Source organism: Lysobacter sp. Root494, from assembly GCF_001427225.1.
GTDB lineage: Bacteria > Pseudomonadota > Gammaproteobacteria > Xanthomonadales > Xanthomonadaceae > Agrilutibacter.
The window spans coordinates 794,317-814,852 of sequence record NZ_LMFH01000005.1 but is presented as its reverse complement, the minus strand read 5'-3'; the positions used below and the strand labels follow the sequence as shown (position 1 = coordinate 814,852).

Genomic DNA, 20,536 nt, shown 5'->3' with positions numbered 1-20,536 from the left:
AACCAGATAGCCTTCGTTTTCGCCGCCGGCCGCCTACCCGCCCTCTTTCGGCTTCACGCTGCCGTTGTCTTCCTGAAGGTGCGGCTTGAATGGAACGTCCGGCGGCGGCCGCGCCTCTGCCGGCTGATCGTTGAGGTTGGGATCCGAAATGCTGCAGGCGCCGCCCAGTGCCAGCATTGAAACGACACAGCTGATCTTCTTGTTGGTACCGGGAATGGGAATGGCCATCTTCTTGATGCCCTTGCGTACCCACTCCGCGAGCAGGGACTCGTTCGGAACCCAGTACTTGTCGAATGTCGTCGGTTCGTAATCCGTCGGCTTGCGCTTCAGCCACGTGCCGGAACGGTCGAGATCGACGATCCGATCGTCGATCGTTCCCGGTGGCTGCCCGGTATTGACCGGTTGCTCGGCCAGGCGCGGGCCGCCTTCCGCGTTGTAGAGCCCATGCGGTTCGCCACGCTGCCCGCCCGGCGCGTTGCGCGTCGACGCGCCCCAGTCGTCGGCTTTCGCTGGCGTGGCGAAGCCACCTGGCGCAGCGATCGGCTTCGGGCCTTGTCCTGCGGTGACGGATGGCGTTGCTCCGCTCGGTCGCGCTGTCGTGGCGGTTGACGAAGCGGGAGGTCCGCTCGCTGCAGGCTTCGTGCTCGGTGTCGCGGAAGACGCGCTGGACGCTGCAGGCTTCGTCGACGGGGTTTGTGCCGTTGCGGCCGGTGCGGGTGTTGGCGCTGCAGGCGCGGGCACGTCACGCGTGCGAACGCTTGTTTCTGGCGTCCGCAACGTCGGTTGGGCGATCGCCGGAGCAGCCACCGCGGGCACCGCCGGACGCGCAAGCGGCGCTGCCACTTCACGCTGCGCAACCTCGGGAATGCGTGCTTCGATCTGCGGTGCGGCCACAGGACGCGGTGCGACTTCGCGCCGGATCGGTTGCACCGGCTCTGGCACTTCGACCGCCTGCAAAGGCGCGGCAGGCGCTCTGATCTCAGGCGCGCGAAGCTGCGGTTCGGTGATACGAGGGGTCGGTGCCGTCAGGACGAACTCGCTGGCATCCGGCGTTGGCGCACTGACCGCGACTTCCTGCTGAGTTGGCGGTGCCGGAGGAATCTGCGGCTCCGGCACGTCCCGCTGCTCGATTTCTGGAACCGGCGCATCGACGACGGGCGTTTCGATGCCGGGCGCAGGCTGTTCGGGCGGCGGCACTTCGGCAGGCTGTGCCGAGGCCACCTGCTCTGCAGCCTCGGACTCTTCGAGTTGTTCCTGCGTCTGGCCGCCGCCGGCTTCTTCCGGCGTGCCACGCCCGATGAATTCGATCTGGACGACTTGTTCGCCGCGACGCTTGGTTGCCTCTTCGACATACAGCATCTGCGTGTACCAGAACCACAACAGCAGGATGCCGAAGACGACGTGCCACATCGCCGTGAACGCACCCGCGAACCATCGCAGCTTGCGGTCTTCGGGCTCGGGCGCGTGCCAGTCCTGGCGCCACAAGGTGTTGAATGCCTGCCAGCGCGTGAGTTCGCCGCTGCGAAGGGGACGGTCCGTCAGCGGACGCTGCAGGAATACATCGATGAGCGCCTGCGCGGTGGCGCCGCTGATCGCGCCGGCACGCACGGGCATCGCTTCGAACCACTGCTTCCATCCCGGTGGAAACTCACCCGGTGGCCGGCGAAGATGCGGAGCTCTGAGCTGCAGCCGCCGCTGCAGGGCCTGGATCAGATCGGCGGCGGTGAACAAGCGCCGCGGTCCTCTTATGCCACGTCGCGTGGAATGTAGGGTGCGTCGCCGGTTTCGTGATCGGTGGCGTCGCGCACCGCCGTGACGCCGGGCACCTTCTCCAGCAACGTCTTCTCGATGCCCTGCTTGAGCGTCACGTCGGCCATGCCGCAACCGTGGCAACCGCCGCCGAAGCGGAGGATCACGGCGCCATCCGCGGTCACTTCCTGCACCGCGACGTGGCCGCGGTGCGCGGCGAGTTGCGGGTTGATTTCGTTGTCCACGACCCAGCGCACGCGTTCGACGAGTGAAGCGGAGTCGGAAGGCACTTCGCCCTTGATCTTCGGTGCGCGGATCTGCAGCTGCCCGCCGGTCGTGCCGGTTTCGTAGTCGATTTCCGCGCCGTCGAGATAGTTCACGCTGGCGGCGTCGAGCCACAGGGTGAAGCCTTCGCAATCGATCGCCCACTCGTCGCCTTGCAGGTCGCCCGGCTCGGCGAATTCGAGGCGCACGTCGGCGCGCGCGGTGCCGGGATTCACCGCGGCCAGCTTCACGCCGAGACCGGGCAGCGCTTCGCGCTCGATCAGCTTGCGGAAGTGAGTCTGGGCGGATTCGGAAATATTGATCATGCTGCTTATGGTCTCGCCTTCGATCAGCTCGCGGGGCAGGCTGTCTTTGGCCGATTCGGAAATGTGGGGTACCGGGCTATTCTACCGGGGTCCACGCGGCCTTAAGCCGTTGCGTGCCTACCCTACGACACCAGCCGGGCGCTTTCGTTCAGACGACCTCGTTCGGATGAGCGGCGCTGCATTCCAGGAAGAAGCCATGAGCGATCTCGTTCCCCTATCGCAAGCCCATTGCCTCCCCCGGCGCGGCAGCGAACACAAACTCAGCGAAGCGCGCGTGCGGGAACTGCTGCCCGAAGTGCCGGGCTGGGAACTGATCGAGGATGGCCACGCGCTCAGCAAGACGTTCGACTTCAAGAACTATTACGAGACGATGGCCTTCGTGAACGCGCTCGCCTACCTGGCGCACCGCGAAGACCACCACCCTGATCTCGGCGTGCACTACAACCGCTGCGTCGTGCGTTTCTCGACGCATGACGTTGGTGGCCTGAGCGAGAACGACTTCATCTGCGCAGCCAAAACCGAAGCCCTGATTGACTGAGTGAGGACGCCATGACCCGCCAGCATTGCTTCAACTTCCGGATCGCTCAGGTCGCATGGTTCGCGCTGCCGGTCTCGCTCGCACTGCTGGCGGGCTGCCAGCAGAAGCCGCAATCGGCCGAGCCGGCACCGCCCCCGCCGACCGAACCCATGGCGCAGGACACGCCACCGCCGGACTACCCGCCCGAATACGCCTGCAAGCAGATCGGCGGGACCACGATGCTCAACGTCGCGCTCGCACCCAATGGTTATCCAGCGAAAGTGGATATCCAGCAGAGCAGCGGCACCAAGGCGCTCGACGAGCTTGCGGTGAGCGCCGTGCGCGAATGGAAATTCCGTCCGGCAACCCTTCGCGGCAAGCCGGTGTCGAGCAGGTTGCAGGTACCAGTGACTTTCACTCCGCCGAATCCTCCGCCGGACGAGTGCAACAAGTACCTCTGATCCGCTTCGTGAGCCGCGACGTGCGCACGGCGCACGCAACTCAAGCCAGGCGGTCGAGCACGTCAATCAGCTCCGGAACCAGCGGCGCATTGAGCAGATAAGGCGCCTTGCCGCCATCGAGCGCGAATTCGAGCGTCGACGCGTGCAGGAATAACCGCTTCAGGCCGACCTGCTCCCTCAGGCGCTTGTTGGCATCCGGATCGCCGTACTTGTCGTCGCCCGCGATCGGATGCCCGATGTGCTGGGCGTGCACGCGGATCTGATGGGTGCGGCCGGTTTCGATGCGCACTTCGCAATAGGACTGGCCGCCGCGACGTTCCAGGACCTTGAAGTGGCTCAGTGACGGTTTCCCGGCCGGGTTGACCTGCACATGGCGCTCGCCGCCCTGGCGCAGGCCGACGTGCAACGGCGCCTCGACGCTCATCACGCCGTCGGGCATGCGGCCGGTGAGCAGCGCCAGGTAACGTTTGGTGATCCCGCCACCGGTAACGGCGCGCTCCTCGCGCAGGAGCGCCTGCAACTCGGCCAGGGCCGAGCGCTTCTTGGCGATGATCAGGAGCCCCGAGGTATCCCGATCGAGCCGATGCACCAGCTCCAGCGCCTGGTTCGGGCGCAAGGCCCGCATTGTCTCGATGGCGCCGAAGGAGATCCCGCTGCCGCCATGGCTGGCGACGCCGGAAGGCTTGTTCAGCGCCAGAAGCCGGGCGTCCTCGAAGACGATCGCGGCCTCCATGGCCTTTAGGAATCCGGCCGGGGGCGTTCCTTTCTCACTGGGCTCGCCAAGACGCACCGGAGGAATGCGTACCTCGTCCCCCGCGGCGAGCTTGCGCTCCGCCTTCGCCCGCCCGCCGTTGACCCGGACCTGACCCGAACGCACCAGTTTGTAGACCAGCGAACGCGGGGCCCCCTTGAGCTGGCCGAGAAGAAAATTGTCCAGGCGCTGCCCGTCGCGATCTTCGGGCACGCGGACGGTACGGGCGCCGGGACCGGCCGCGGCGGGAGTGTCTGAACGGGTCATTGGTTAGGTTGATCTGCTACACTGACGGCGCGAGATAAGGTTTTGATTTCGCTGGAGTTGCCACAACCCCCGGTCGATCCGGAGGCACGCTTCCAGGAAGCCGCTTCTAACGAGCCATGCTTCTGACAAGCGTGGGGCCAAAAGCCCCGCTCCTGCGATCCGGTCCGCGCCTGACCACTGCCCTGGGGGCAGCCATGTTAGCAGCGACGGCCCGGCGGAACCGGTTCCCGCCCGACGGGTCAAACCGCCGTGAGATGAACAACGCCCCGTGCGACGGGAGCGGGAAACGCAGCACGCAGGAACGAGCAACAGCGCAATGCCTGGCTCGCCTCCGTCCTGACGGTTCCGGCTTCAAGGTCGCCGGCCTTAAGGAACGAAACAAAAAAGCGCTCCCGCGGTTTGCCGTGGTGTTGTAGCGCTGGAAATTGAAGCCGACGGCGCGTGCCACGCGTGGTCAGCCACTTCGGCAGCCGGGCGCATCGATTTGATGCCGCCCAGCGCCAGTCGGCTTGCGGTATCCAGAGGCGAAACGCCCACGGCGTTCCGCGCGGCCTGCCCTTCGGGCGGGATGAAGCGCGAGGACGCAACAATGAAGCGAATGCTGATCAACGCGACGCAGGCGGAAGAACTGCGCGTCGCCATCGTCGACGGCCAGACCCTGTACGACATCGACATCGAACAGCCGGCGAAGGAACAGAAGAAGTCCAACATCTACAAGGGCAAGATCACCCGCCTCGAGCCCTCGCTCGAAGCCGCCTTCGTCGATTACGGTGCGGAACGCCACGGCTTCCTGCCGCTGAAGGAAATTTCCCGCGATTACTTCCAGCCCGGCGTCGACCACAACAAGGCCGGCCTGAAGGAACTGCTGAAGGAAGGCCAGGAAATCGTCGTCCAGGTCGACAAGGAAGAACGCGGCAACAAGGGCGCGGCCCTGACCACGTTCATTTCGCTGGCCGGCCGCTACATGGTGTTGATGCCGAACTCGCCCACCGCGGGCGGTGTCTCGCGCCGCATCGAGGGCGACGATCGCGCCGAACTGAAGAAGGCGATGGACTCGCTGGCCATCCCCGACGACATGGGCGTGATCATCCGCACCGCCGGCGTCGGCCGCGATGCGGAAGAGCTGCAGTGGGACCTCGATTATCTGCTGCAGGTGTGGAAGTCCGTCGCCGAAGCGGCACTGACCAAGCCATCCCCGTTCCTGATCTACGCCGAATCGCGCCTGATCATCCGCGCACTGCGCGACTACATGCGTCCGGACATCGGCGAGATCCTCGTCGACACGCCGGAGATGTACGCCGAAGCGCGCGAGTTCGTCGAACAGGTGATGCCGCACAACCTGCGCAAGCTCAAGCACTACACCGACGACGTTCCGCTGTTCAACCGCTTCCAGATCGAATCGCAGATCGAAGGCGCGTACGAGCGTGAAGTCCGCCTGCCTTCCGGCGGCGCGCTGGTCATCGACCAGACCGAAGCACTCACCGCGATCGACGTGAACTCCGCGCGCGCCACGAAGGGCGGCGACATCGAGGAAACCGCATTCCACACCAACCTGGAAGCGGCCGAAGAAGCGGCCCGCCAGCTGCGCCTGCGCGACCTCGGCGGCCTGGTGGTGATCGACTTCATCGACATGGCGTCGACCAAGCACCAGCGCGAAGTCGAAAACCGCCTGCAGAACGCGCTCAAGCAGGATCGCGCCCGCGTCCAGCTCGGCCGCATCTCGCGTTTCGGCCTGATGGAAATGTCGCGCCAGCGCCTGCGCCCGTCGCTGGGCGAATCCAGCCAGATCGTCTGCCCGCGTTGCGAAGGCCACGGCCGCATGCGCAGCGTCGAATCGCTGTCGCTGTCGATCCTGCGCCTCGCCGAAGAGCACGCGATGAAGGAGAACACCGGCCAGGTGCTGGTGCAGGCTCCGACCGAAATCGCCAACTACCTGCTCAACGAAAAGCGCCGTGCGCTCAGCGAAATCGAAAAGCGCCACGACTCGCCGATCGTCATCGTCGCCGACGAGCAGCTGCACACGCCGCATTACGAAGTCACCCGCATCCGTGAGAACGAGCTCGGCGAAGAGAGCAGCAAGCCTAGCTACCACCGCGGTACGCCGCGCAAATTGCCGACGCATGCGCTGACCAAGGCCCATCTCAACATTCCGGCGCTCCCGGCCGTCACCAACGTCAAGCCGACCTCGCCTGCTCCGCTGCGCGAGCCGCGCGAAGCCGAATCGCGCGAAACCCCGGTAGTGCGTGTCACGGCTCCTGTTGCGGCAGCACCGGCATCGGTTGGCATCGTCGACCGCATCCTCGGTTTCTTCCGCGGCAGCAAGCCGATTACGATGGGACCGACGCAGGCCGAGCGCGCGCAAGGCCGTAACGACCGCAACGGGCAGCGTCGTGACGAACAGCGCCGCGACGGACAACGCAGTGGCAAGCAGGGCCGCGACAACCGCCGTGACGAACAACGCCGCGACGAGCGCCGTCCGCAGCAGCAACAGCAGGCCAAGCCACAGCAGGGCCAACACCAGAAACAACCGCAGCAGCCCAAGCAGCAGAAGCAGCCGCAGCCCGAGCAGAAGCAGAATCTGCCGCGCGAAGAGCGGGTCCAGCAGCAACAGCCACGCCCGCCGCGCGAGCAGCAGCCGCCGAAGCCGCAGGCTCCGAAGCCGGAACCGGCCAAGCTCGAAGCGACTGCCGTTGCACCATCGCCCGAGGTCGCCAATATCACGCCCCTCGCTGCCAGCGCAGCCGTGATCGCCGCCGAAGAACTGACGGCGCCGATCGAAACGCTCGAAACCACTGCCGAAACCGCGAACATCATGGAAACCGCGGCACCCGGCGAAGCCGCTGGAGAAGGCAGCGGACGCCGTCGTCGCGGACGCCGTGGTGGTCGCCGCCGCCGTCGCGGCGGAGCCGGGGCGGGTGAAGGCGCAGCGCTCGGCGCCGCCGGGAACCCCGATGCCAATCCGCACGACGACTTCCTCGGCGATGACAACGATGCCGAAGGCGACGAGCTCACCATCGATGGCGATGAACCCACGACGGTCGCACCGGTGCAGCGTTCGCAGCCGGAGTTCGACTTCGACGACATCGGACCCGTCGCGCCGCTGGCAGCGGCGGTAGCGTCCGCGCTCGAAACCACAGCCACGGCACCGACGCCGTCCACACCGGCCGAACCGGTGGTCGCCGCGGCACCGGCGCAGAAGACGCCGGCCGACATCGCCGCAGAAGTCATCGGCGAAGTGCAGCCGAATCCGTCTGCCACTGACGCGACCGAAACCGTGGCGATGCCCGCGGGCGAAATCACGCCGGCCGTCGTCGTGCAGGACGAGCCTGTCGCAGCCGAAGTCGTGCCGTTGCCCGAGCCCGTCGAGCCCGAACCGGTTGCGGATATCGTGATCGATCCGCAGAAGCAGGCTGGAGAAAGCGATCCTGCGGTGAACACGCTGCCGGGCGAAATGGCTTCCGCCAACACTGGGGTCAGCGCCGAGGTCGAACCCGCTTCGACGCCTGCCGTCAATGTGGACGAGGAGCCGGCCGCAGCCGCCGCTTCGCAGCTGCCCGTCGACGAACTGCCACGCACGGCAGGCCTGTTCGATGCCGTGCCGCAGCCGGTCGCGCCGACGCCTGCCGATGCCGCGGCAAAGGCCGCTGAGCAGGAAAACGGCGAGCAGCGCGCGTGATCTGATCGGACTGCAAGTCCAGCAAAGAAAACGGCCGCGAGAATTCGCGGCCGTTTTTACTTGTCGATCCAGTTGCTTTGCGAAGCGCTAGAAGGCAAGCACCGGATCCAGGAGACCGTAGCGCTTCAACGTGCGCACCAGAGCCACGGTGTCGCCGATGCCCAGCTTCTCGAACAGCCGCGACTTGTGCGTGTTGACGGTCTTCGGACTCAGGCTGAGCCGCTGCGCGATGTCGTGCTGGCGGATGCCTTGCGCCATCAGCAATCCGATTTCCAGTTCACGTGGCGTCAACTCGTCGATGGGCGTGGCGCCTCCGTTTACCCCCGAGAGCGCCATGTTCCGGGCAACTGAGCTGGCGAGATAACGCTTGCCACGTGCGACTTCGCGTACCGCCGTCAGCAGTTCGCGCGCATCGCCACCCTTGCCCACGTAACCGGAAGCACCGGCTTCGATGAGGCGCCGCGGCATGGGTCCATCTTCAAGCACCGACACGATGATGACGCGTGGGCCATGCCCGCCATACGTCACGCGCTCGGTGATCTCCAGCCCGCTCAGGCCAGGCAGATGCAGGTCGCAAAGCACCACGTCCGGCTTGAGATGCCTGATCAGCGGCAGGGCCGCGTCGCCCGTTTCAACGTCGCCGATCACTTCGATGTCGGTCTGTGCCGACAGGATCAGGCGCATGCCCTCGCGCACCAGCGCGTGGTCGTCAACGATGAATACTCGAATGGTCATCCCTTTCCCTTGATTGGAGCTCCATGTGCAGCCGAGGCTAGCGGTCTCCTGCGGCCGGCGCAACAACCCGCCAACCGGAGGCCTCGCGGCAAGACACGCGACGACAGGAGAACTCCGCCGGTTTTGCTGCAAACTGCGGCCTTCTCCAGACACCCACCCGCCATGCGCCCCAGCCTTCATTTCACCCTGATCGCCTGCCTCCTTTCCCTCCCCGCCTGCGCACGTCCGGCGCAGGAAGCCATGCCTTCGGCAGCCACATCCCCAGCTGCGAAGAGCTGGCTTGCCGATGTCACCGCGATTGCCGACGCCGATGCCGGCCCGGGGCGTCGCACCGCCATCGAGAAGCGCCTGGATACGCTCGGCATCCAGTGGCGCACCAGCCCCTTCGAAGTCGATGGCCAGAAGGGCACCAACATCCTCGCCGACGTCGGCGGCAACACTTCCGCGCCACTGTTGTTGCTAGGCGCGCATTCCGACCAGGTCGGCAAGGGCGAAGGCGCAACCGACAACGCATCGGGTAGCGCGACGGTGCTCGCGCTCGCGGAGCGACTGAAGGCAAAGCCGCTCGCGAATCATCGCGTCGCGGTCGCGTTCTGGGATCTGGAGGAAAAGGGTCTGCTCGGCTCCAAGGCGTACGTCGCCGACGGTGGCACCAAACCGGCGCTCTACGTCAATTTCGATGTATTCGCCTGGGGCGACACCATCTGGATGATGACGCCCGAAGCCGAAGGCGGCCTCGCCATCGCCAGTCGCGATGCGATGGCGGCAAAAGGATTGAAGCTGTCGGCCGGTGAGCACTATCCGCCCACCGACCACCTGTCATTCCTCAAATCGGGTTGGCCCGCGGTTTCGTACTCGCTGATCGGCAACGAGGAAATCACCGGCATCCTCGATGCATACGCCGGCAAGAAGCCAAAGGCGATGCCCAAGGTCATGCAGGTGATCCACACCGACGGCGATACGCTCGCGCAGATCGACGCGAACGCAGCCGCGCAGGGCGTGGATGCCATCGAGGATGCACTGCGCCGTTGGGACGCAGGTTTTGCGGCCGCCGCTACCGCTTCGCAGTAAGCAGGATCAGCGCAGCAACAGCCTGATCATCTTCGCCGGGAAGCCGCTGTAAGGCGGCTTCAACCGGTCCGACAGCGTCCAACGGGCCTGCCGCAACACCGGCATCGCCTTGCTGAAGGTCACGAAGCCATCGAAGCCGTGGTACTGGCCCATCCCGCTCGCGCCCACACCACCGAACGGCAGGCTGTTGCACGCGTACTGCAGCAGGGTTTCGTTGATGCACACGCCGCCGGCAACGGTGTTGCCGAGCAGCCGCTCGATCTCGTCGCGATCATGGCCGAAGTGGTACAGCGCCAGCGGGCGGTCATGCGCGTTGATGTAGTCGATGACTTCGTCGAAGCGGCGGTACGTCTTGACCGGCAAGACGGGACCGAAGATCTCTTCCTGCATCACCTTCGCGTCGTCGCCTGGCTCGATCACCAGCGTCGGCGGCAACAGGCGGCGTGATTCGGCCGCCTGCGCATCTTTGACTTGAGCAAGCGGGATCAACTCCAGTCCGCGCTCATGCGCATCATCGAGATAGCCACGAAGCCGGCGGTAGTTGCCTTCATTGATGATCGTGGTGAAGTCGGAACTGTTTTCGAGGTCCGGATAGCGCGAAGCCACTTCCCCGCGCAACGCCTGCACGAATTCATCGCGGCGTGCCTCCGGCACGAGCACGTAATCCGGCGCGATGCAGGTCTGCCCGCCGTTGAAGAGCTTTCCCGTCGCGATGCGCGCGGCCGTTGTTTCCATTGGCGCATCCGAACCGATGACGGCTGGCGACTTGCCGCCGAGTTCCAGTGTGACCGGCGTCAGGTTGGGCGCGGCGGCGGCCATGATCTTGCGGCCGACGGCGGTCGAGCCGGTGAACATGATGTGGTCGAACGGCAATGACGCGAAGGCTGCCGCGACATCGGAGCCACCGAGCGCGATGGCAACGCGATCCGCCGGGAATACTTCGGCCAGCAGTTCGCGCAGGAATGCATTCGCGCGCGGGTTGTACTCGGAAGGTTTCAGGTAGACATGGTTGCCCGCGGCGATCGCGGTCGCCAGCGGCACCAGCGACAGGTTCACCGGGTAATTCCACGGTGCGATCACGCCGACGACGCCGAGCGGCACGTGCCGCACCTGCGCACGCGCAGGCCACAGTCGCCAGCCGACGCCACGCCGCCGCGGCCGCATCCACCGGCGCAGGTTCGCGATCATATGGTCGAGTTCGGAGAGCACCGTCATGCCATCGGCCAACAGGCTCTCGTGCGTGGAGCGGTGGCCGAAGTCGGCGCTCACCGCCGCGGCCATTTCATCCAGGCGCGCATGGAACGCCTTGCGCAGCCGCTGCAGATCGTTACGGCGCTGGTCGTAATCCGGGCGTTGCTTCACCCACGCATCGCGCAGCCGCTGCAGCGTTGGGGCCAATTCGGTGATGGGCGTGGATGCAGCAATATCCATGACGACGATTCGCAGCAGGAAACCTACGCCGAAGTATGGCGGAGAAGCCGGCCGCGCACAGCGGCAAATCGGGTGTTTGGCGGAAGCGGTGGGATTCGAACCCACGGTGGCATCGCTGCCACGCCGGTTTTCAAGACCGGTGCCTTAAACCGCTCGGCCACACTTCCGTATCGAACCTGAATTATCGAACTGGATGCCCCGCGCGTGCACCACGGGGCGCGCATTCTCTCACGCCGGCTCCGCGGTGCGCTCGCGCGATTTGCGAGCGGGCTTGTCCTTTGCAGCCGGCACAGGCGTGGCGTTCTTGACGCCTTCCGGACACGGCTTGCCGCCTGGAATGTCGCCGCATTGCAGACGTGCGGATTCCACGAGGGCCGGCACGCGTTCGGCCAGGAAATCGATGAACACGCGCACCGCTGGCAACAGGCCCCGACGCGATGCGAACACTGCGTGGAAGATGCCCTGCGGGAGGCGCCATTGCGGGAGCACGACTTCCAGTTCGCCGTTGCGCACGGCTTCGGCGCACACGGTTTCCGGCAGCATCGTGATGCCCACACCCTGCGTGGCGAGTGCCATCAGCATCGGGAAGTCGAAACCGGCTACGCGCGGCTTCAGTTCGACGCGGCGCACTTCCCCATTAGGGCCGTGCAGCTCCCAGCGCTGGTGGGCCTCGTCTTCGTTCATGCTCAGCGTGACGTGCTGGGCGAGGTCGTCGGGGTTCTGCGGGCGACCCATGCGCTTGAGATAGCCGGGGCTCGCGACGAGCAGCTCCTGGATCTGGCCGAAGTTGCGCATCACCAGGCTGCCGTCGTCGTCCAGCCGTGTTCGAACGCGCAGCGCGACGTCCACGCCTTCGTTGATGATGTCGACGCGGCGATTGCTGACATGCAACTGCACGCGCACCTGCGGGTACTTCGCGAGGAATTCCGGCAGCAGCTTCGGCATCTGCTGCTGGGCCATTCCGACCGGCACGCTGACGCGGATCACGCCGCGCGGTTCAGCGCTCAGGCGATCGACGACTTCGCGCGCGGCCTGCGCTTCCGCGAGCATCGATTGCGCGTGGCGATAGACGCTGTGGCCAACTTCGGTCACCGCGAAGCGGCGCGTGGAACGCTGCAGCAGGCGGACACCGAGATCGGTTTCGAGCTGGCTGATGCGGCGGCTCAGGCGCGACTTCGGGATGCCCAACGCGCGCTCGGCCGCGGCGAATCCCTGGTGGTCCACGACGGCGGCGAAATAGTAGAGGTCGTTGAGGTCCTGCATGGCAATTATCCTGTAATCAGAACAGTCAGTGATATTAAACCAGCTTTATCCCAATACTGCAACGATGGAAAGTGGCGTCCAACGCGGCCACCGGCCGCTACCCATCGGGAGAGGTCCATGAAACTGCTGCATATCGACTCCGCCGCCACCGGCGCCGGTTCCGTTACCCGCGAACTTACCGCCGCCATCGTCGCACGCTGGCAGGATGCCGTGCCTGGCCTGTCGGTCACGTACCGCGACCTGGATGCCGAACCCTTGCCGCATCTGACCGGTCCGGTCCTCGCCAAGACCGACGTGGCCATCACCGAAGCCGGCGAACAGACGCTCCAGCAGTTCCTGGATAGCGACGTCATCGTGATCGGCGCGCCGATGTACAACTTCAGCGTGCCGTCGACGCTGAAGGCCTGGATCGATCGCGTGGCCATCGCCGGCCGCACGTTCCGCTACACGGAGAACGGCCCGGAAGGCCTCGCCAAAGGCAAGCGCATGGTGATCGCCAGCGGCCGCGGTGGCATCTACGGCGACAACAGCCCGGCGGATTTCCAGGAAGCCTATCTGCGCCAGGTATTTGGTTTCCTCGGCGTCAGCGATATCGAGTTCATCCGCGCCGAAGGCGTGGCGTATTCGCCGCAGCACCGCACCGATGCACTGGAAGGCGCCAAGGCGGCTATCCAGGCGCCGCTGCGCGAAGCCGCGTGACTTGAGCAAGCGTATTCCGGTGCCCTCCCCTGCGCCGGAACGCAGCGGGCCCGCATTGCGGGCCCGTTTTTTTGTCGTCATTCCCGCGAAGGCGGGAATCCATGGACGTGTGCCCGCCAGTGCACTGAACCTCCAAGTCCATGGATTCCTGCTTTGCAGGAATGACGAGCGGGTTCACGCGATCCGATCGACTCCACCCATGTACGGACGCAGCACATCCGGCACCGTGATCGAACCGTCCGCGTTCTGGTAATTCTCCATCACCGCGATCAATGCGCGTCCCACCGCAACGCCGGAACCATTGAGCGTATGCGCCAGTTCCGGCTTGCCGGTCGCTGGATTGCGCCAGCGCGCCTGCATGCGACGGGCCTGGAAGGACTCGCAGTTGGAGCAGGACGAAATCTCGCGATAGGTGTCCTGTGATGGCAGCCAGACTTCGAGATCAAACGTCTTGGTCGCAGCAAACCCCATGTCGCCCGTGCACAACAGCATGCGGCGGTACGGCAGGCCCAGCTTCTCCAGCACGACTTCGGCGCAGCGCGTCATCCGCTCATGCTCTTCGTAGCTTTCATCCGGTTTCGTGATCGACACCAGCTCCACTTTTTCGAATTGATGCTGGCGGATCATGCCGCGCGTGTCGCGACCGTGGCTGCCCGCTTCGGCGCGGAAGCACATCGAATGCGCGGTCATGCGCAGCGGCAGGGTATCGGCTTCGACAATCTCGTCGCGGACGATGTTCGTCAGCGGCACTTCCGAGGTAGGAATCAGGTAGCGCTTGTGCGCGTGCTCGCCGTCGCCGACGGTCGTCGCGAACAGGTCTTCCTCGAACTTCGGAAGCTGGCCCGTGCCGCGCATGGAGTCGGCATTCACGAGCAGCGGAACATTGTTTTCCTGGTAGCCATGCTCGCCGGTGTGCAGGTCGAGCATGAACTGCGCGAGTGCGCGATGCAGCCGCGCCAACGGGCCGCGCAGCACGGTGAAGCGCGCGCCGCTGAGCTTCGCGGCGGTGTCGCCGTCGAGCCAGCCATTGCGCGCACCGAGCTCGACGTGGTCCTTCACGGGGAAGTCGAACGTGCGCGGCGTGCCCCAACGATGCTGTTCGGCGTTGTGAGCTTCGTCTTGCCCACGCGGAACGGATTCGTGCGGGATGTTGGGGATGCCCAGCGCGACCGCTTCGATCTTTGCGCGGATGTCTTCCAGGCGGATTTCCGAAGCCTTGAGCTCCTCGCCGAAACCGGCGACTTCCGCCATCAGCGCGGACACGTCCTCGCCCTTCGACTTGGCCTGCCCGATCGCCTTGCTGCGCGTGTTGCGCAGGTTCTGCAGCTCCTGCGTGCGGACCTGGATCTGCTTGCGCTCGCTCTCCAGCGACTCCAGTGCCGATGCGTCGAGTTCGAAGCCGCGGGTTTCGCGCAGGCGCGTTGCGAGTTCGGCGGGGTTCTGGCGCAACAGGGTCGGGTCGAGCATGGCGGGTGCGAATGCAAAGGTGACGAAGCTCGCGATTATCGCAGGGTCACGGCTTCGATTGCCCAATTATTAACAAGCCGACCGGCACCATCGAACGGTTCCCCCGACCCGTTCGCCCATGACCGACATGCCTGCAACCTCCCCTCCGCACCGTTCTTTCGATCTAGCAGCGTGGCGGCCTTCGCGCCGGGCGTTGTTCTGGGTGCTGGGCGCTTTCGTAGCGGGGCTGCTGCTTTTCCTGCTGGTCTGGCGTGGGGGCGACAGCGATTTTTATCGCGCAGGTCCGGCAGCACCGACCGCAGCGAATCCGCACTACGCACCGCTGCCTGCACCGATGGCCGGGGATTCGGACGAGGTCAGCGATATACCGGTGCCGGCGACGCCCGCCACCGATAACGGCGAACAGCCCCGTCTCGTCGAAACCGCGCCGCCACCTCCGCCGCCTGCTGCACCTGCTCCCCCGCCGCCTCAGGCTCCCATCGCGACGTCGCAGCCGCAACCCGTTTCGATGCCCGCCCCCAGGTACCCTGCGCAGGCGTTGCGCAACGGCGAGCAAGGCACCGTGATGGTGAGTGCGGAAATCAGCGAGAACGGCATTCCCTCTGCCGTTGAAGTCGCCAGGAGCAGCGGCTCCCGGCAACTCGATCGTGCCGCAGTCGATGCGGTGCGCCATTGGCGCTTCCGTCCCGCGATGGCGGAAGGCCGCCCGGTAACGGGTCGCGTGCAGGTTCCCATCAGCTTCAAGCAGTAGGAGCGCCCTTGGGCGCGGTCAGTGCGGCGATGGCTTAGGTCGCGGCCGAGGGCCGCTGCTACTGCACCATGGCCATGCCGGCTGCTTTGGCGAGCGCGACGAAGCCTGGAAATGATGTCGCGACGTTCGCGACGTCATCGATCCGGACTTCGGCTTCGGCCAGCTGCGCGGCGACGGCAAAGCTCATGGCAATGCGATGGTCGCCGTGGCTCTCGATTGACCCGCCCCGCAGACGTCCGCCTTCGATCACTGCACCGTCGGGAGTTTCTTCCACTTCGATACCGAGGCCGCGCAGGCCGGTAGCCATGGTCGCGATCCGGTCGGATTCCTTGACGCGCAGTTCCGCTGCACCGCGCACGACGGTGCGGCCGTTCGCACAGGCCGCGGCGACGAATAGGATCGGGAACTCGTCGATCATGTCGGGCACGAGTTCCACGGGCACTTCGATGCCGTGCAAAGGCGCGTGGCGCACGACGAGATCGGCGACCGGTTCGCCACCTTGCTCCTGGCGGTTCTCTTCGCGGATGTCGGCACCCATCAGCCGCAACGCGCCGAGCAGCCCGGTCCGGCGGGAATTCATGCCGACGGCTTCGATGCGCAGTTCGGACCCTGGAACCAGCGTCGCCGCGACGATGAAAAACGCAGCGGAGGAGAAATCCGCGGGCACGTCGACATCGATCGCGGTGAGGCGATGCCCGCCACGGAGGCGCGCCGCGCCCGGTGTGAATTCGATGGGCCAGCCGAAGGCGGCGAGCATCCGTTCGGTGTAATCACGCGTCGGATGCGGTTCGCGCACGACGGTTTCGCCGTCCGCGTATAGGCCAGCGAGCAGCAGTGCGGACTTCACCTGCGCACTGGCGACGGCCGTGGTTGTCTCGACACCCAGCAGTTTCGCGCCGCCATGGAGGCGCAGCGGTGGAAGCCCACCCGGTTCGCTGTCGATGCGTGCGCCCATCGCCGCAAGAGGTTCGGCAACGCGGCGCATGGGGCGCCTGGACAGCGACTCGTCGCCAATCAACGTGCTGTCGAAGGACTGCGCGGCCAGCAAGCCGGTGAGCAGGCGCATGCCAGTGCCGGCATTGCCGCAATCCAGCGGTGCGTCGCTGCCACGCAGGCCGTGCAGACCCACGCCATGGACGATGCGCTCGCCCGCACTCGGCGCTTCGATGCACACGCCGAGCTGCGCGAACACGCGCGCCGTTGCCCGCGTGTCCTCGCCTTCGAGGAATCCACGAATGCGCGTCGTGCCCTCGGCAATCGCACCGAGCATCACCGCACGGTGTGAAACCGACTTGTCGCCCGGCACGCGCACATTGCCCGAGAGTGGCTGGCCAGCCGATGCGATCCAGTGCTGCACGGCTTCGCGGTTCATGCGATGACCTTGTCCAAGGCCGCCAGCAAACGCAGGTTTTCTTCGTGGCTGCCGACGGTGATGCGAAGGCAGTCGCCGAGGCCGTAGCCGCCCATCGGACGCAGCACGACGCCCTGCGCTATAAGTGCGGCCTCGATCAGCGCCGTATTCGGGCCGAATTCAACCAGCACGAAGTTCGTTTGCGACGGGTACACACGCAGGTTTCGTTCCTGCAAGGCCTCTGTCAACGACGTGCGCTCGGTGGCGTTTCGATCCAGCGACCACCGCAGGTGCGCGGTGTCGTCCAGCACGGCTTCGCATGCGGCCAGCGCCGGACCGTTGACGTTGAAGCTCTCGCGAACGCGCTCCATCACCGCAACGAGTCCCGGCGCCGCCATCAGATAGCCGACGCGAAGTCCTGCGAGCCCATACGCCTTGCTGAAAGTACGTGTGACGACCAGGTTCGGATGCCGCGACAGCAGCGGCAAGACACTGCTGTAATCGGGCGCGTTGGCCATCTCGGCATAGGCCTCGTCGAATACGACGACCGCTTCGCCAGGAATGCGCGAGAGGAACACCTCCATCGCGTCGCGTCCGAACCACGTGCCGGTGGGATTGTTCGGGTTGGCGATGTAGACCAGTTTCGTAACCGGCGTTACGGCCGCGGCGATCGCATCGAGATCATGGCCGAGCGGCATCGTCGCGTGGTCGCGCGGCAGCGCTTCGACCACGCGAGCCTTCGCTCCGGCGCATTGCGTTGCCAGCGCGAATACCGCGAAGCCGTAACGCGAAAACACGACTTCATCGCCCTCTCCCGCAAACACTTGCGCGAGCTGCATCAGCAACTCATGGGAGCCATTGCCGAGCAGGATCTGGCCAACATCGACACCGTGTTTCGCCGCCAGCGCCCGCTTCAGGTCGAGCCCGAGCGGATCTGGATAACGGTGCAAGGAGTGCAGCTGGTCCAGGATCGCCATGCGTGCGGCGGGCGACGGACCATAGGGATTCTCGTTGGAGCCGAGTTCGACCAGCATGTCCCCGAACTTGCGGCGGAACGCAACCAGGTCGTGGCCGGGGTCGTACGCGCGCAGGCCTTGCACCCCGCGCGAAGCGCGGGACGCGAACCAGGCTTCATCGTACGTCGTGGCCACCTCAACCGTCCTTGCCGCATCGCTCATGCGATCGCGACCGGATAGGAACCGAGCACCTTCACTTCCTGTGCGAATTCATGCACTTCATCGAGCGCACGGCGCATCGCGTCTTCCTGCGCATGGCCGGTGATGTCGATGAAGAACGCGTACTGCCACAGACCGGTGTGTCCCGGGCGCGATTCGATGCGGTTCATGCTCAGGCCGTGCTTCGCGAACGGCGCGAGCACGTGGTACAGCGCGCCCGGCTGGTCCTTGATGAACACCAGCAGCGAGGTGCGGTCGTTGCCCGACGGCGGGAACAGCTCGCGTCCGAGCACCAGGAAGCGAGTGGTGTTGTCGGGTCGATCCTCGATCGGTCCGGCCAGCGACTTCAGTCCGTACACCGTCGCCGCGCTGATGCCGGCGATTGCGGCCGCGTCGTCCGCATTACGCGCGCGCTTGGCGGCATCGGCATTGCTGGTGACGGCGATCTTCTCCGCCTTCGGCAGGTACTGGCGCAACCAGGCCTTGCACTGTGCGAACGACTGCGGATGCGAATACACGCGTTCGATGTCCTCGAGCCGATTTGCGCGCGACAGCAGGTGCTGGTGCACGCGCAGTTCGACTTCGCCGCATATCCTCAGCTTCGAAGTAAGGAACATATCCAGCGTCGACTGGATCGTGCCCTGCGTGGAGTTTTCCACCGGCACTACCCCGAAATCCGCGTCGCCCGCTTCCACTTCCTGGAACACTTCCTCGATGCTCGCCAGCGGCAGGCCATGGATCGAATGGCCGAAGTGCTTGTAGACCGCCTGCTGCGAATGCGTACCCTCGGGACCGAGGAAACCGATCTTCAACGGCTCCTGTTGCGCCAGGCACGCGGACATAATTTCGCGGAACAGCCGCACCAGCACTTCGTCGTTGAGCGGCCCATCGTTGCGATCGACCACACGGCGCAGCACCTGGGCTTCGCGCTCGGGGCGGTAGTAATCGACGGCTGCGGCGAGCTTGCCTTTCGCCTTGCCGACCTGGTTCGCGAACTGCGCCCGTTCGGCGATCAATTCCTGGATGTGGCGATCGATGCCGTCGATGCGCTGGCGCAATTCGCCCAGGTCGGGCGGCAGCGCCGGAGAAGCCGCCCCGGCAGATACTGTGTCTTTGCCTAAGAGCGGGGACACTTTCCTCGCCTTCGCTTGCTTCGGCTTGCTGGTCTTTTCTTTCATTTATGTCTCTTCGCTTCGGGCTGAACATCGCAGCCATCCGTGGCGGAACACATTTCTCTCCGGACAGCCCTGCCCGGCCATCCATGGCCGGGCGTTCGCGGACGCGGCCAATGCCGATAGGGCATCGGCCAAGCGCGTCCGCTCACCCATGCCTTTGTCGGAAATCGCGCATGAAGTCGGCCAGCGCCTGCACGCCCGCCTCCGACATCGCGTTGTAGATCGAAGCGCGCATGCCGCCGAGCGCGCGGTGTCCCTTGAGCGAGATCAGGCCTGCCGCCTCGGCTTCCTTGAGGAAAGGCTTGTCCAGCGCTTCGTCGTGCAGGAAGAACGGCACGTTCATGCGCGAACGCGCGGCCTTGTCGACTTCGTTGCGATAGAACCCCCCCGAGTTGTCGATCACGTCGTAAAGCAGTCCCGACTTGCGCGCGCTGCGGCGCGCGAATTCCTCGACGCCGCCTTCGGCGAGCATCCACTTCACGGTGAGCCCGAGCAGGTACCAGTTCCAGCTCGGGGGCGTGTTGAGCATCGACTCGCCCTTGAGGTGCGAGCGGTAATCGAGGATGTCGGCGCGCGGCTGGCCGGCGCGCTCGAACAGGTCGCGGCGGATGATCACGACCGTGATGCCGACCGGACCGAGGTTTTTCTGCGCACCGGCGTAGATCACGCCGAATTTCGAGATATCCAGCGGCTCGGAAGCAATGCTCGAGCTGAAGTCGGCCACGAGCGGCACGTCGCCGAGCTGTTCGCGCGTGGGGTAATGCCCTTCGCGGAACTCGACGCCGTGGATGGTTTCGTTGGCGGTGACGTGGACGTAGGCCGCGTCCTTCGACAGCTGCCACGTGTTCGCCGCGGGAACGGTGCGGAAGCCTTCTGCTTCGCTGCTCGCCGCGATGTTGACCGAGACGTACGGCTTCGCCTGCTTGACCGCGGTCTTGCCCCAGTGCCCGCTGAGCACGTAATCGGCTGTTTGGCCCGCGGAAGCAAAATTGAGCGGCAGCAACGCCTGCACGGTGGTCGCACCGCCGCCGAGGAACAGCACCGCATAATCGTCCGGAATCGACATCAGCTTGCGCAGGTCGGCTTCGGCTTCGGTCGCCACCTGGATGAACTCGGGCCCGCGATGGCTCAGCTCGACGATGGAAGCACCCACGCCGTGCCAGTCGAGCATCTCCTCCTGCGCCTGGCGCAGTACGGATTCGGGAAGGGTGGCCGGACCGGCGGCGAAGTTGTGTACGCGTGACATGGATGTCCTCGACTTGGCGGAAGTTGTCTGCTTGCGGCACAGGGGCCTGCGCCACGATGGGCAGACCGAAGGGTGACAAGGCGAGGGGTGGCAGGCCAGGCGGAGCGTCGTGCAGCGGGCTTAGTATGCCGCAGCGCAGCAGGCGTGGATCAAGGGTTGCA

Annotated in this window: 17 protein-coding genes and 1 tRNA gene; 6 read left to right on the top strand and 12 right to left on the bottom strand. The window is 65.4% G+C overall.

Annotated elements, in window-relative coordinates:
- Nucleotides 1-33: 33 nt before the first annotated feature.
- Both ASD14_RS07115 and ASD14_RS07110 read right to left on the bottom strand, forming a co-directional pair.
- Complete coding sequence (locus tag ASD14_RS07115; protein WP_056130993.1) at nucleotides 34-1,731, bottom strand: hypothetical protein; 1,698 nt, start codon at nucleotides 1,729-1,731, stop codon at nucleotides 34-36.
- 14 nt (nucleotides 1,732-1,745) lie between these two features.
- Nucleotides 1,746-2,339, bottom strand: coding sequence for an NfuA family Fe-S biogenesis protein (locus ASD14_RS07110; RefSeq protein ID WP_056130989.1), 594 nt, complete (start codon nucleotides 2,337-2,339; stop codon nucleotides 1,746-1,748).
- A 196-nt stretch (nucleotides 2,340-2,535) separates the two neighbouring features.
- Between ASD14_RS07110 and ASD14_RS07105 the strand changes: the two genes are divergently transcribed.
- On the top strand, nucleotides 2,536-2,877 hold the full coding sequence (locus ASD14_RS07105; RefSeq protein WP_056132232.1) for a 4a-hydroxytetrahydrobiopterin dehydratase: 342 nt from the start codon (nucleotides 2,536-2,538) through the stop codon (nucleotides 2,875-2,877).
- An 11-nt stretch (nucleotides 2,878-2,888) separates the two neighbouring features.
- Nucleotides 2,889-3,317: an energy transducer TonB gene (locus ASD14_RS07100; RefSeq protein WP_056130986.1), complete on the top strand. Its 429-nt coding sequence runs from the start codon at nucleotides 2,889-2,891 to the stop codon at nucleotides 3,315-3,317.
- Nucleotides 3,318-3,357: 40 nt separating this feature from the next.
- Here ASD14_RS07100 and ASD14_RS07095 read toward each other — a convergent pair whose 3' ends face one another.
- The gene (locus ASD14_RS07095; RefSeq protein WP_056130982.1) at nucleotides 3,358-4,335 is read right to left on the bottom strand and encodes an RluA family pseudouridine synthase; all 978 of its coding nucleotides are present in this window, start codon (nucleotides 4,333-4,335) and stop codon (nucleotides 3,358-3,360) included.
- A 589-nt stretch (nucleotides 4,336-4,924) separates the two neighbouring features.
- Between ASD14_RS07095 and rne the strand changes: the two genes are divergently transcribed.
- Nucleotides 4,925-8,011, top strand: coding sequence for a ribonuclease E (gene rne, locus ASD14_RS07090; protein WP_056132230.1), 3,087 nt, complete (start codon nucleotides 4,925-4,927; stop codon nucleotides 8,009-8,011).
- A gap of 87 nt (nucleotides 8,012-8,098) precedes the next feature.
- On the opposite strand, the gene ASD14_RS07085 is transcribed toward rne, so the two are convergent.
- On the bottom strand, nucleotides 8,099-8,746 hold the full coding sequence (locus ASD14_RS07085) for a response regulator transcription factor (RefSeq protein WP_056130980.1): 648 nt from the start codon (nucleotides 8,744-8,746) through the stop codon (nucleotides 8,099-8,101).
- 240 nt (nucleotides 8,747-8,986) lie between these two features.
- On the opposite strand from ASD14_RS07085, the gene ASD14_RS07080 reads away from it, so the two are divergent.
- Entirely contained in the window at nucleotides 8,987-9,817 is an 831-nt protein-coding gene (locus ASD14_RS07080) for a M28 family metallopeptidase (protein ID WP_056130978.1), read from the top strand.
- Between the two features lie 6 nt (nucleotides 9,818-9,823).
- On the opposite strand, the gene ASD14_RS07075 is transcribed toward ASD14_RS07080, so the two are convergent.
- The 3 genes from ASD14_RS07075 to ASD14_RS07065 all read right to left on the bottom strand — a co-directional run bounded on the left by ASD14_RS07075 (nucleotide 9,824) and on the right by ASD14_RS07065 (nucleotide 12,511).
- Nucleotides 9,824-11,248: a coniferyl aldehyde dehydrogenase gene (locus tag ASD14_RS07075; protein WP_056130975.1), complete on the bottom strand. Its 1,425-nt coding sequence runs from the start codon at nucleotides 11,246-11,248 to the stop codon at nucleotides 9,824-9,826.
- Nucleotides 11,249-11,325: 77 nt separating this feature from the next.
- Nucleotides 11,326-11,415 (bottom strand) — tRNA-Ser (locus ASD14_RS07070).
- A gap of 61 nt (nucleotides 11,416-11,476) precedes the next feature.
- The gene (locus ASD14_RS07065; RefSeq protein WP_082538786.1) at nucleotides 11,477-12,511 is read right to left on the bottom strand and encodes a LysR family transcriptional regulator; all 1,035 of its coding nucleotides are present in this window, start codon (nucleotides 12,509-12,511) and stop codon (nucleotides 11,477-11,479) included.
- A gap of 117 nt (nucleotides 12,512-12,628) precedes the next feature.
- Between ASD14_RS07065 and ASD14_RS07060 the strand changes: the two genes are divergently transcribed.
- Nucleotides 12,629-13,210 carry an NAD(P)H-dependent oxidoreductase gene (locus ASD14_RS07060; RefSeq protein WP_056130973.1) on the top strand — a complete coding sequence of 194 codons (582 nt, stop codon included), beginning with the start codon at nucleotides 12,629-12,631 and terminating at the stop codon, nucleotides 13,208-13,210.
- A gap of 174 nt (nucleotides 13,211-13,384) precedes the next feature.
- On the opposite strand, the gene serS is transcribed toward ASD14_RS07060, so the two are convergent.
- Nucleotides 13,385-14,677 (bottom strand): serine--tRNA ligase, encoded by a 1,293-nt coding sequence (gene serS / locus ASD14_RS07055; RefSeq protein ID WP_056130971.1) that lies wholly within the window; start codon nucleotides 14,675-14,677, stop codon nucleotides 13,385-13,387.
- A 127-nt stretch (nucleotides 14,678-14,804) separates the two neighbouring features.
- Here serS and ASD14_RS07050 point away from each other — a divergent pair, with 127 nt between their 5' ends.
- Nucleotides 14,805-15,428, top strand: coding sequence for an energy transducer TonB (locus ASD14_RS07050; protein WP_082538864.1), 624 nt, complete (start codon nucleotides 14,805-14,807; stop codon nucleotides 15,426-15,428).
- A gap of 58 nt (nucleotides 15,429-15,486) precedes the next feature.
- Here ASD14_RS07050 and aroA read toward each other — a convergent pair whose 3' ends face one another.
- The 4 genes from aroA to serC all read right to left on the bottom strand — a co-directional run bounded on the left by aroA (nucleotide 15,487) and on the right by serC (nucleotide 20,375).
- Complete coding sequence (gene aroA, locus ASD14_RS07045; protein ID WP_056130965.1) at nucleotides 15,487-16,800, bottom strand: 3-phosphoshikimate 1-carboxyvinyltransferase; 1,314 nt, start codon at nucleotides 16,798-16,800, stop codon at nucleotides 15,487-15,489.
- Complete coding sequence (gene hisC / locus ASD14_RS07040) at nucleotides 16,797-17,930, bottom strand: histidinol-phosphate transaminase (RefSeq protein WP_200947030.1); 1,134 nt, start codon at nucleotides 17,928-17,930, stop codon at nucleotides 16,797-16,799. The genes aroA and hisC overlap by 4 nt, the downstream gene beginning before the upstream one ends.
- A 23-nt stretch (nucleotides 17,931-17,953) precedes the next feature.
- On the bottom strand, nucleotides 17,954-19,132 hold the full coding sequence (gene pheA, locus ASD14_RS07035; RefSeq protein WP_056130960.1) for a prephenate dehydratase: 1,179 nt from the start codon (nucleotides 19,130-19,132) through the stop codon (nucleotides 17,954-17,956).
- A 142-nt stretch (nucleotides 19,133-19,274) separates the two neighbouring features.
- On the bottom strand, nucleotides 19,275-20,375 hold the full coding sequence (serC, locus tag ASD14_RS07030; RefSeq protein ID WP_056130957.1) for a 3-phosphoserine/phosphohydroxythreonine transaminase: 1,101 nt from the start codon (nucleotides 20,373-20,375) through the stop codon (nucleotides 19,275-19,277).
- Nucleotides 20,376-20,536 lie beyond the last annotated feature (161 nt).